The sequence below is a fragment of the Synechococcus sp. H55.9 genome, from assembly GCF_047462355.1.
In the GTDB taxonomy this organism is placed as follows: domain Bacteria; phylum Cyanobacteriota; class Cyanobacteriia; order Thermostichales; family Thermostichaceae; genus Thermostichus.
In genome coordinates this window covers 1-10,337 of record NZ_JANSJB010000093.1, presented here as the reverse complement: position 1 = coordinate 10,337, position 10,337 = coordinate 1, and the positions used below count along the sequence as shown (strand labels likewise).

The 10,337-nt window shown below is 57.4% G+C and carries 11 protein-coding genes; 5 read left to right on the top strand and 6 right to left on the bottom strand.

Going from position 1 to position 10,337, the window contains the following annotated elements:
• The first annotated feature begins 173 nt into the window (after window positions 1-173).
• Both murD and NW857_RS10930 read left to right on the top strand, forming a co-directional pair.
• Window positions 174-1,598, top strand: coding sequence for a UDP-N-acetylmuramoyl-L-alanine--D-glutamate ligase (gene murD / locus NW857_RS10935; protein ID WP_414335088.1), 1,425 nt, complete (start codon window positions 174-176; stop codon window positions 1,596-1,598).
• The gene (locus tag NW857_RS10930; RefSeq protein WP_414335089.1) at window positions 1,543-2,667 is read left to right on the top strand and encodes an FtsW/RodA/SpoVE family cell cycle protein; all 1,125 of its coding nucleotides are present in this window, start codon (window positions 1,543-1,545) and stop codon (window positions 2,665-2,667) included. Before murD ends, NW857_RS10930 begins: the two co-directional genes overlap by 56 nt.
• A gap of 128 nt (window positions 2,668-2,795) precedes the next feature.
• Here the strand turns inward: NW857_RS10930 and NW857_RS10925 are convergent, their stop codons facing one another.
• Both NW857_RS10925 and NW857_RS10920 read right to left on the bottom strand, forming a co-directional pair.
• Window positions 2,796-3,014, bottom strand: a complete 219-nt coding sequence (locus NW857_RS10925; RefSeq protein ID WP_414349028.1) for a hypothetical protein — start codon at window positions 3,012-3,014, stop codon at window positions 2,796-2,798.
• A gap of 90 nt (window positions 3,015-3,104) precedes the next feature.
• The gene (locus NW857_RS10920) at window positions 3,105-3,728 is read right to left on the bottom strand and encodes a hypothetical protein (RefSeq protein ID WP_414335091.1); all 624 of its coding nucleotides are present in this window, start codon (window positions 3,726-3,728) and stop codon (window positions 3,105-3,107) included.
• Between the two features lie 342 nt (window positions 3,729-4,070).
• Between NW857_RS10920 and NW857_RS10915 the strand changes: the two genes are divergently transcribed.
• Window positions 4,071-4,250 (top strand): hypothetical protein, encoded by a 180-nt coding sequence (locus NW857_RS10915; protein ID WP_414335092.1) that lies wholly within the window; start codon window positions 4,071-4,073, stop codon window positions 4,248-4,250.
• Window positions 4,251-4,447: 197 nt separating this feature from the next.
• Here the strand turns inward: NW857_RS10915 and NW857_RS10910 are convergent, their stop codons facing one another.
• Together NW857_RS10910 and pdhA are read right to left on the bottom strand one after the other, a co-directional pair.
• Window positions 4,448-6,028 carry an NAD(P)H-quinone oxidoreductase subunit 4 gene (locus NW857_RS10910; RefSeq protein WP_414368933.1) on the bottom strand — a complete coding sequence of 527 codons (1,581 nt, stop codon included), beginning with the start codon at window positions 6,026-6,028 and terminating at the stop codon, window positions 4,448-4,450.
• Window positions 6,029-6,323: 295 nt separating this feature from the next.
• A complete protein-coding gene (gene pdhA, locus NW857_RS10905; RefSeq protein WP_414335094.1) occupies window positions 6,324-7,325 on the bottom strand; it encodes a pyruvate dehydrogenase (acetyl-transferring) E1 component subunit alpha in 1,002 nt (333 codons plus the stop codon).
• 349 nt (window positions 7,326-7,674) lie between these two features.
• On the opposite strand from pdhA, the gene NW857_RS10900 reads away from it, so the two are divergent.
• Window positions 7,675-8,496: a phosphatidate cytidylyltransferase gene (locus NW857_RS10900; RefSeq protein ID WP_414335095.1), complete on the top strand. Its 822-nt coding sequence runs from the start codon at window positions 7,675-7,677 to the stop codon at window positions 8,494-8,496.
• Between the two features lie 142 nt (window positions 8,497-8,638).
• Here NW857_RS10900 and NW857_RS10895 read toward each other — a convergent pair whose 3' ends face one another.
• Complete coding sequence (locus NW857_RS10895) at window positions 8,639-9,124, bottom strand: putative iron-sulfur cluster-binding metallochaperone (protein WP_414336999.1); 486 nt, start codon at window positions 9,122-9,124, stop codon at window positions 8,639-8,641.
• A gap of 244 nt (window positions 9,125-9,368) precedes the next feature.
• A complete protein-coding gene (locus NW857_RS10890) occupies window positions 9,369-9,623 on the bottom strand; it encodes a hypothetical protein (protein WP_414335398.1) in 255 nt (84 codons plus the stop codon).
• A 466-nt stretch (window positions 9,624-10,089) separates the two neighbouring features.
• Here NW857_RS10890 and NW857_RS10885 point away from each other — a divergent pair.
• Window positions 10,090-10,337 (top strand): class I tRNA ligase family protein (locus tag NW857_RS10885; RefSeq protein ID WP_414368932.1); only part of this gene is annotated, 248 nt, incomplete at its 3' end.

Below are 10,337 nucleotides of genomic sequence, written 5' to 3'. Positions count from 1 at the left end.
GCGGGCCACCCAGGCTACGTCTCGGTCGCAATTAGACCCGGGAAAAACAACAATGCCAAACCTCACGCCGGCCATCGGGATCCCTTGAGAAAGCGTTATGTGAGAGAGAAGAAGAGGGTGATGGATGTAGCCATTGTAAGATCCAGACCTAGGGGGATGATGGGGAAACCAACGTGGGCCATCAGGTTTTGGGGCTGGGTATTGCGGGGCTGGCGGCAGCGCGACTGTTGCGGGCCCAAGGGTATGAAGTGCTGGTTTGGGATGAGCAAGAGTCCCCTCTCCTGCGGCAGCGGCAGGCCGAGTTGAGCCAGGAAGGGATCCCCGTTCGGCTGGGGGAGCCTTTTCAACTGGCAACAGGAGTGGAGCAGGTGGTGGTCAGTCCGGGCATTGCCTGGGATCACCCGCTGCTGCAGGCGGCGCGTCAACAGGGGATCGAGGTGGTGGGGGAAGCGGAGCTGGCCTGGCGCTACCTTGAGCACCTGCCTTGGGTGGGGATCACCGGCACCAACGGCAAAAGCACCACCACGGCGCTGGTGGCGGAGATGTTCAAAGCCGCGGGGCTAGAAGGGATCCCCTGCGGCAATATCGGCCTTCCCCTCTCTCAGGTGGCTTTGGAAACGCTCCAGGGAAAGCTAGAGCCGGATTGGATCGTGGCGGAGCTGAGCAGCTATCAGTTGGAAGCCAGCAGCCGCCTCATGAGCAGTACGCCTGGGGGGCCGCCGCGCATTGGGGTGTGGACCACCTTCACTCCCGATCACTTGGAACGGCACGGGACGCTGGAGCGCTATGCCGGCTTCAAGGCTCGCCTCTTGGATCGGGCCCAGTGGCGGGTCGTGAATGGCGAGGATCCCTACCTGTGCCGCCGCCGACAGGACTGGGAAAACACCTATTGGATTTCCCTTGTTGCTGGACAACGGGATCCCACTGCATTCGTTGACCTGCGGGAAAGCTGCCTCTATATCCAGGGGGAAGCGGTGGCGGAGTTGGGAGACTTTGCAGAACGCTGCCCCGGCCAACACAATCTGCAAAACCTGCTCTTGGCGGCAGCAGCAGCGCGTCTGGCCGGGATCCCCAACGCCGCCATTCAAAAAGCCATCCGATCCTTTGCCGGCATGCCCCATCGGCTGGAGCGGGTGGCGCAAATCCAGATGGGATCCACCCTCATCCGCTTCGTCAACGACAGCAAGGCCACCAACTACGAGGCCGGCTGGGTGGCGCTCAACGCCCTCCCCCCACCCATTGTTTTGATTGCCGGGGGAAGGGCCAAGCAGGGGGATCCCGCCGCCTGGCTGCAGTTGATTCGGGCCAAGGTGGCGCGGGTGCTGCTGATTGGAGAGGCTGGCCCCACTCTGGCCGCGGCCCTCAAGGGGATCCACTATACTGACGTTGAGCTCGTGCCAACCCTAGATCTAGCTGTGGAAAGGGCCTTGGCAGCGGCCTGTTCCCTCTCGCGTCAGCGGGACGGAGCCCCTGCTCAACCCATCACCGTTTTGCTGTCTCCCGCCTGCGCCAGTTTCGACCAGTACTCCAGCTTTGAACACCGTGGCAACCATTTCCGAGCCTGCTGCCAAGCCCTCCAGGGATCCCTGGAATGCTGAAGCTCGCTGGCTGCGCTGGCTCACCCTGGTCTGGCTGGCTCTGGGGCTGATGATGCTGTTTTCTGCTTCCTACCCCGTGGCTCAGCGGATCAGTGGCGATGGCCTCTACTTTTTCAGGCGTCAATTGGTCTGGGCCGGGCTGGGGCTGAGTTGCTTTTCGGCTCTGGTGCGGATCCCCTTGCGGCGCTGGTTCCCCTGGGCCGGGATCCTCTGCTTGGTGGGAGTTGGCTTGGTGTGGGCCACCCAAGTGCCGGGGCTGGGGGTTTCCCGCCTGGAGGCCAGCCGCTGGCTGGACTTAAAGGTGATCCCGATTATCCAGCCTTCCGAATTGCTCAAGCCCCTGTTGGTGTTGCAGGGAGCCTGGGTCTTTGGCCGCTGGTTTCACCACCCGCTCTGGTTCCGCGTCTTGTGGGTGGGCATCTTCGCCTTTGCCCTCTTGGGGATCCTCGCCCAGCCCAACCTGGGCACCACGGCCATTTGTGGCCTTACCCTCTGGGTCATGGCTTGGGCTGCCGGGATCCCAGCTTTCTCCCTTCTGGCCACAGCGGGGCTGGGGATTCTGGCAACCGTGGCCAGCATTCTCAGCAAAGACTACCAACGGCGGCGCATCCTGGCTTTTTTGGATCCCTGGGGCAATGCCCAAGGGGATGGCTACCAGTTGGTGCAAAGCCTGTTGGCCATTGGCTCTGGCGGCCTGTGGGGCAAGGGGTATGGCCTTTCCCAGCAAAAGCTGTTTTATCTGCCCATCCAATACACCGACTTCATCTTCTCGGTGTACGCAGAGGAGTTCGGCTTGGCCGGATCCCTGTTCTTTCTGGGGCTACTGACCTTCTATACCCTGCTGGGCTGGCGGGTGATGGGTCGCTGCCGAGAGTTGCCCATTCGCCTGGTAGCCTGCGGCTGCCTGATGTTTTTGGTGGGGCAGTCGCTAATGAATATCGGCGTGGTCACCGGGATCCTGCCCACCACAGGTGTGCCCCTGCCTTTGTTCAGCCATGGCGGCAGCTCTATTTTGGCAGGGCTGATCACAGCAGGATTGTTGGTGCGGGCAGCCCGCGAAGCAGGATGAAGGGATCCCTTCACCTAAGCCGCAAGCCCAGATGGGCAGGGAGCTCTATTTGAGATTTCCTAGTGGTTGATCTCTGCTTTAGTCCGGTTTCTCAATGCAGCACAACCCAAAGCCGATTGATACTGAGCCTAAATCCAGCCCATCTCATCCAAAACAAGGGTAAATACGGTCGCGCAACAGGCCACCCACAGCGACACATGAGCCGGCTGACCGTGGGCAATGCAAACACCGGCTGCCACTACAGCGCCCGCAGCAGCAGAAAAGGTGCGGCCTGCCCAATTGCCTTTAGAGGGCTTATCAGAAGAATTGAATTTGTTAAACATTTTTACAGCGGAAAGAGGATACAAAAGGAACACATCCCACAGCAAACTGCCTCAGATTATCACCCTCTAGCTCGACTCAAGAAGGATCCAAGGCCATTCTCAACATTTCTTCGCCTATACTTCAATCTTTCGTAAAATCGCGCTGAGATGCTCGTAATCGTCCCGCAACAGCGAGCTTAACTGCCGACCTGCCTGTAAAAGCCAGTTGCGATCCCAGTTCAGGATTCGGTAAGTCTGGCGAATCACGGCAGCCACCAGCTCATCGGTCGGGATCCCGTTGACCCGTAGCAGAGTACGCAAAAACTCGAAAGAGCGGCAAAACTCCCTGACCTCTGTATCGGAGCAGAGATAAACTGGCTGGTGAATCTGGGGAGGGCGTGGCGGCAGGTACTGGTAGACCCGCCCCCCACTGACAAAGCCGACAATGGCCGCGCGGAAATCGGTGCGCAACATGGCGAAAATTTGAGGCTGCTGCTCCCGCAACTCCTCAGGGGAGAGACCCAAAGCTCGGGTGCGGTGAATCGTGTCGATGGGCGCAATGGCGGCATAGCAAACCACTCCATAGATCGGGTTGCCGGTCTCCTCGTCTTGGGAGCGCGTCCAACTGCCGAGAGCAGGCATAGGCGGGAAGGTCAAGCGTTCCGGCTCGAAGCACTGGGCCACAAAGGTTGTGGTGTTGGCCTCCACCACTTCTGCAAAAGCAGCGGCGGGCTGGGGGGAGGTGGCCTTGGCTCTCATCGTTGTTTTGGACTTCTCAAGGGTTGCTGCTATAAAGGTTGGCAAACAGAGGTAGAACCCAGACCTTCAGGCCAGTAGAGAGATGGGATCTTTCCGGTTTTAAGACTTGTGAAGATAGAGGGGATCCACTCAGCCAATATTTTGCCCTTTTTACAAGGTTTTTCTCGTTCCCGGACGGCGAATCGGCAACCCAGCAGCTGATGAGATCCCTATTGCTAAGAAAGTTAGCCGACTTTGGAGATGCCTGTGTAATATATTTTTTCACACACTCCCGTGCAAATTGGCCATTCTGGGTATTAGCCATCCTAAGTATTGAGCAGTTGGCGAGCGGAGGGAGAAACCATGAATGCTCAGCAACGTGGCCAAATCATCGCTTCGGAGTGGATGATCGACAGCCAAAACCCGGTACACTCCATTTCTCGGCTCAAGCGTCGGGCGACCTATTCGGATGTAACCCTCTGGTGGTTGGTGGTGCAGCTAAACCTGATGGAACAGAACTCCATTCGTACCGATCACCGCTAGGATTGGCAGCCCAAGAACAATCAACCATCGGAAAATCCCAGCCCAGGAGCATCCCCAATCCTAAATCCAACCTTAAAACTTAAAAGAAGCTTAAAAAAACAAAAAGAAGAGCTGAAGGTTGAGTCGAGTTGCTCCTCGAACACCAGCTCTTCTGGGCTAATTGAGGGATAGAGAACAACCGAGGTCTTGACCCCGTTTCAATCTTCCAGGGTCAGAGCCGCCACCTGGGCCGGTTGCACCGGCAAGAAAGGCCGCTGCACAATTTCAGTTGCCAACACACTGCGCAACTGAGCAGCTACCGCCACCGTCGTAACATCGTAGGTTTGGGTAGCCAGCCGCGGGTAGAGGCCAATGCCGAGAATCGGCAACAGCAGACAGAGAGCCACCGCCATTTCTCGCGGGCGCAGATCCCCCAGGTAGTCTTCCAACACCAAGCCGGGATCCTGAGCCCCGTAGAACACCTGCCGCAGCATAGAGAGCAAGTAAATGGGCGTCAGAATAATGCCCACTGCCGCCAGCAGAGCAATTCCTGCCTTGAAGGTCGGCGCATAGGCATCGCTGGTGATCAAGCCCAAGAACACCGTCAGCTCACCCACAAATCCGCTCATCCCGGGTAGCGCCAACGAGGCCAGGGATCCTGCTGTAAACAGGGCAAAAGCCTTTGGCATTTGCTTGGCCAACCCGCCCAACTTGTCGAGGGCAAGGGTATGGGTGCGCTCGTAGGTGATCCCTGTCAGGAAGAACAAAACTGCAGCGATCAGACCGTGGGAGATCATTTGCAAGAGGGCGCCGTTGATGCCCAACTCCGTGAAGGCAGAGATCCCGATCAACACAAAGCCCATATGGGCAATGGACGAATAGGCCAAGCGCCGCTTGAGGTGGTTTTGCCCAAAGGCGGCCAGCGCCCCGTAGATGATGTTCACCGTGCCCAACACCGCCAGCACCGGGGCAAAGTACACATGGGCCTCCGACAAGATGCCCACGTTCAGGCGGATGAGGCCGTAGCCCCCCATCTTGAGCAGCACCCCGGCCAGGATCATGGAAATGGGCGCCGAGGCTTCGCTATGAGCATCCGGCAGCCAGGTGTGAACTGGAAAAATCGGCAGCTTCACCCCAAAGGCAATCAGGAAAGCCGCATACACCAAGATCTGCAGTGCCAGCGGGTAGGATTTTGCGCTCAGCTCTGCCATCTCCAAGCTAAAGCCCTCGCCGTAGAAGGCCATCGCCAGGGATCCCACCAGAATAAAAATAGAGGCGGCAGCGGTGTAGAGGATGAACTTGGTGGCGGCGTACTGGCGCTGCGGCCCACCCCAAATGGCAATCAGCAGATAGACCGGCACCAGCTCGATCTCCCACATCAAGAAGAACAGGAGCAGATCCTGCGCCAGGAACACGCCCACCTGGGCGCCGTACATCAGCAGCAGCAGGAAGAAAAACAAACGCGGCTTGTGGGTGAGATTCCAAGCCGCCCCGATCGACAGGGTCGTAATCAAGCCCGAGAGCAACACCAGCGGAAAGGACAGGCCATCCACCGCCAGCGACCAGTGAAACCCGATCTGGGGCACCCAGGCGTAGCGCTCCGCCAGTTGCAGCGAAAAATCCTGCAGGTCGTAGTGCCGCGCAAAGACATAGACCATCAGACCCAAATCCAAAGCCCCCACAGCGAGGGCATACCAACGCGCCCAACGGCTCTGAGGGATCAAAGGGATCCCAAAGGCTGCCAGCAGCGGCAAGAGCACCAGGGCCGACAGCCAAGGAAACTCAAGAGGATTGCTCATGACCAGGAATAAATACTCATGCTCAATACCTCAATGATATGAAGCTATGTAAACAAATGGGAAGTGATATTTACAAAAAAGGCTGCTCTATTGCGCAGATCTCTGGAAGGGTTTCCCGATGTTAAGCATTGAGGATCCTCGAGGGTTGCTGGGCTCAGGTGGGTCGCTGATGCCTTCACACCCTTTTCGGGGTCGGCAGGATCCCTCAGCTCAAAAGAGCCAGCCCTGCCTGTAATCCGTCGGAACAGGCTGGAAACAGATCGGCGGCCTTTTGTGGCTGGGGTTTGCCCTGGATCTATTCGTCTTCGGCAAACACAAAGCGATGTAGCTCGTCCAGGGTGGGCTCTGGGCTTTCGAGGGCAAAGGTTACCGCATCTTCAATCGCAGCGCCAACCTCGGCGTGGATGGCCTGAAAGTCTGCCTCGGTCATCAAGTTGTGTTCCAATGCGTAGCGTTCCAGTCGTTGGATGGGATCCCGCTGCCGCCAGAACTCTTTTTCTTCCGGGCTGCGCAGCTCGTCAGGATCGGCGAGGGAATGGCCCCGGAAACGATAGGTGATGCACTCCAGCAGGGTGGGGCCTTCGCCGGCGCGGGCCCGGGCAATAGCTTGTTGGGCAGCCTCTCGCACCGCCAGCACGTCCATGCCGTCCACTTGGTAGCCGGGCATGCCAAAAGCAGGGCCCTTGAGGTAGATGTCGGTTACTGAAGTGGCCCGTTTGTGGGCCATGCCGATAGCCCAGAAGTTGTTTTCCACCACATAGAGGATGGGCAACTTCCAGAGGGCGGCCATGTTGAGACACTCGTAGAACTGGCCGTTGTTGCAGGCTCCATCCCCAAAGAAGCAGGCTGTCACCTGGTCGGTGCCGCGGTACTTGGCCGAAAAGGCCGCCCCTGTGGCCACCGGGATCCCCTCGGCCACAAAGGCATAGCCGCCCAAAAAGTTGTGCTCCGCCGAGAACAGGTGCATCGAGCCGCCGCGGCCCTTGCTGCAGCCGGTGGCCTTGCCGAACAGCTCCGCCATCACCGCCCGCGGGGGGATCCCGGCGCTGAGGGCATGCACGTGATCCCGGTAGGTGCTGCACACGTAGTCGGTGGGCTTGAGCGCCTTGATCACCCCCGTGGAAACAGCCTCTTGGCCGTTGTACAGGTGCACAAAGCCGAACATCTTGCCCTTGTAGTACATCTCGGCGCACTTGTCCTCAAACAGGCGGCCCAGCACCATGTCTTCATAGAGAAGGCGAGCCTCTTGGGCAGAAATGCGAGCAGTCGTAGAGCGAGAAGTAAGTTCTTGAACCATGCTGCAGTGCAACGAGTCAGGAATGTCCTAGGCGGTCAGCAGTGAGCTTTGCAGTTTGCCTATTATCTCATGCTCAAGGATCGCTTGTTGGGATTTGCCTGCCACCTTGCCCGTAAGTTCCACCCTGTAGGGCCAAGGGCAGTTGTTTGAGATCCAGGAGAGTTAAACTGAAGGGCTAGGGCAAGAGGCGTTTCCATTTTGCAGCAGCCGCATCAAGACTTCGTCGCGCAGACGCGAATCCCGAACACCAAGAGCGCAAGGATGAGGGCTTCTTCTGCCTTCGGATCGGACTTCGACCTGGAGCCGCGGGCAAGAGATATTTGGCCAACCAACGTGACGGGGTGCGCCTATGGGAGCCCGTTGGGTTAGCGGTTTTGCGGCGGTGCTGTTTGCCCTGACGGTCACCCTGCTAGGGGGCTGGTACTTCACGGCGGCCATGGGGCTAATCGTCTTTCTGGCCCAACTGGAGTTCTTTCGCTTGGTGCAGGCCAAGGGCAATGCACCGGCCATGCGCACCACCATGTTTTCCAGCCAAGTGCTGGTGATTTTGCAGCAGGTTAAGCCGGAGTGGACCAGCCCTGCTTTTATCGTGGCCGGTTCTGTGATCTGCTTTTATCTGCTTTTTAAGCCCAAGCTGGCCACCATCGCCGACATTGCCACCTCGATTTTGGGATTGTTTTACTGCGCGCTGTTGCCCAGCTTCTGGATTCGGGTCAGGGCTTTGTCTTTTTCCCAAGGACTGGGGGAAGGGCTGTGGATTACGCTGTTGGCTATTGGCTGTGTCATTGCTGCCGATGTAGCGGCCTACCTCTGTGGGCGGGCCTTTGGGCGCACCAAGCTCTCCCTCCTCAGCCCAAAAAAAACGGTGGAAGGGGCCGTGGCCGGGATCGCAGCCAGCGTGGCCCTGGCCATGGCCGGAGCCTACTATCTGAACTGGCCCTGGCGCTGGTGGAGCGGCAGCGTGCTGGGGTTTTTGATTGGGCTAACGAGCCTGTTGGGCGACCTAACGGAATCGCTGATGAAGCGGGATGCCGGTGTCAAAGACTCCGGGGATCTCATCCCCGGCCACGGCGGCATTTTGGATCGGGGCGATAGCTACGTCTTTACCGGACCTCTAGTGTTTTACTTTATGGAATGCCTGGAATGGCTCAACGCCTATTTCAGCCGATAATTGCGATAATTCCCACCCCAGCCAAGAAGGTTCTAGACACAAGTTTGCCTTTAGAAGGTTGGACAATCTGTGCGCAATCCTCGTAGGAATGGTACGACCAAAGCTACCCTTGGAACGGAGAAATCTCTGGTCTTTTGGCTCTTCAGCTATCTCGTTCCCCAACTTTCTCTTGCTGCACTTCTAAGATGACCTGCCTGACATTTTCCAGACAGCAAAACCCCTGGGGGTTGTTGACCTGGCAGCCACAGCGCCTGGCTTTGATGTGGGCGGCAATCTCGGCAAGAATGGCCTGGGGCGTTTTGGATCCCTTCAGCTCTTGCCGGATGCGCCGGCGCGTCCATCCAAAACAGTAGCAGACGGGCACGTCCTCGCCACTTTCTTTTTGAAAGACTGGAACCTTGAGGTCGTCAACCCCAAAGCTTTGACCTTGCTCGGAAAAATAAACAACAGGACAAACGGGATCCCGACAAAACGCATAGCTGCTGTCCGCATCCAGTCGTGCCAAAGCTGGAGGGGACAGCAGGCTCTTCAGAGTAATCAGTTGAATCGGGATCCCTTGCTCCCCACTTTTTGGGCATAAGGGCTGCCAAGCATTAGCAAAAAATGGTGCAAGGGGTTCTCTTGTCATGAGTTATCGAGCTGTTGTTGAAAGATAGTGCAAGAAGAACTTTTCTCTTGCTCAGAAAACTTTTGTTGACACTTTTCAATGAGTGTCGACAACTCCCCTTTGAGTTCCTGCAGATGGGCAAGCGATTCATCAGTTTGTCTTTGCTTTTCGCTTGGCTCTATGGGCATCTGCCAACAGGGAAGGACCTGCCCACTGTCCTGAAGCAGTAGCGATTCTTTGAACTCGCCCGGTATGTGTAAGGCCCTCAATTTAAAATTGCCTGGCATTCGGGCCGCTCCAAAAACACTTCTGGCAAAATGGAATCCCCAAAGTACCCTGGCGGCGCAATCACTATGGCAAACCCCTTCAGATTCAACTCGGTTTCGTCGTAAACCACCAGTTGGCTGAAACCGGCGGCAGGATCCCCCTCCATATCGAGAATGCGGGCTTTTCGCTGGATAATCCAAGGGGTCTCCCCTTCTAGTTCAGAAGGGGCCAGAGGGCGATCTAGGCCAAACACGAACTCTCCACTTCGACCCACAAGAGTCCACTCTAAGCTATTGAGCTTCTCTGTACCTGCGAAGCAAAAGGCGTAATCGCTGTACGGAACAAAATACAGTCCTACCAGCCGGGATTTTTCATCAGGGTGGCTGCGGGCACTCAAGCAAGCCTCAAAACCCAGTAGAGAGGCTGGATCGACGGGCTGCCCATAACAAAGCAGGATGTCGTCTTTTGAGTGTTTCCACCACTCTTGTTGCGCGAAGGCAGGGATCCTACCGGATAAAGCCATTAGAACCATCAGGGCCGTTGCCGCCAATGATCTGTACATAGAGCCGCATCTGAACGCTGAGGATAGCAGTACCTTAGCCCAAAGCGCCTTTCTGCTGGGTGATCGGGATCAGCCTTACCCATCCCCAAAGGGCAAGGGGTTAGACTGCTACTCTATAAAGTGATTCATCCTTCTCAACCGTTGGCCTATTCTCCCCATGACTGCTGCACCTGCCCTCGCCCATCTGCCCAGCCAGTACAACCCCTTTGACACCGAGCCGAAGTGGCAGCGCTTTTGGGAGGAAAAGGGGTTCTACGTAGCGGATCCCAAGGCGCCGGGAGAAGCCTTCAGCATGGTGCTGCCCCCGCCCAACGTCACCGGCAGCCTACACATGGGCCATGCCTTTGCCTTTACCCTGCCGGATGTGGTGGTGCGCTACAAGCGCATGCGCGGCTACAACGTCCT

Coding starts and splice junctions, on each gene's coding strand:
- NW857_RS10920 (WP_414335091.1), bottom strand. CDS start 3,728: ATGAGAGCCAAGGCCACCTCCCCCCAGCCCGCCGCTGCTTTTGCAGAA.
- NW857_RS10915 (WP_414335092.1), top strand. CDS start 4,071: ATGAATGCTCAGCAACGTGGCCAAATCATCGCTTCGGAGTGGATGATC.
- NW857_RS10910 (WP_414368933.1), bottom strand. CDS start 6,028: ATGAGCAATCCTCTTGAGTTTCCTTGGCTGTCGGCCCTGGTGCTCTTG.
- pdhA (WP_414335094.1), bottom strand. CDS start 7,325: ATGGTTCAAGAACTTACTTCTCGCTCTACGACTGCTCGCATTTCTGCC.
- NW857_RS10900 (WP_414335095.1), top strand. CDS start 7,675: ATGGGAGCCCGTTGGGTTAGCGGTTTTGCGGCGGTGCTGTTTGCCCTG.
- NW857_RS10895 (WP_414336999.1), bottom strand. CDS start 9,124: ATGACAAGAGAACCCCTTGCACCATTTTTTGCTAATGCTTGGCAGCCC.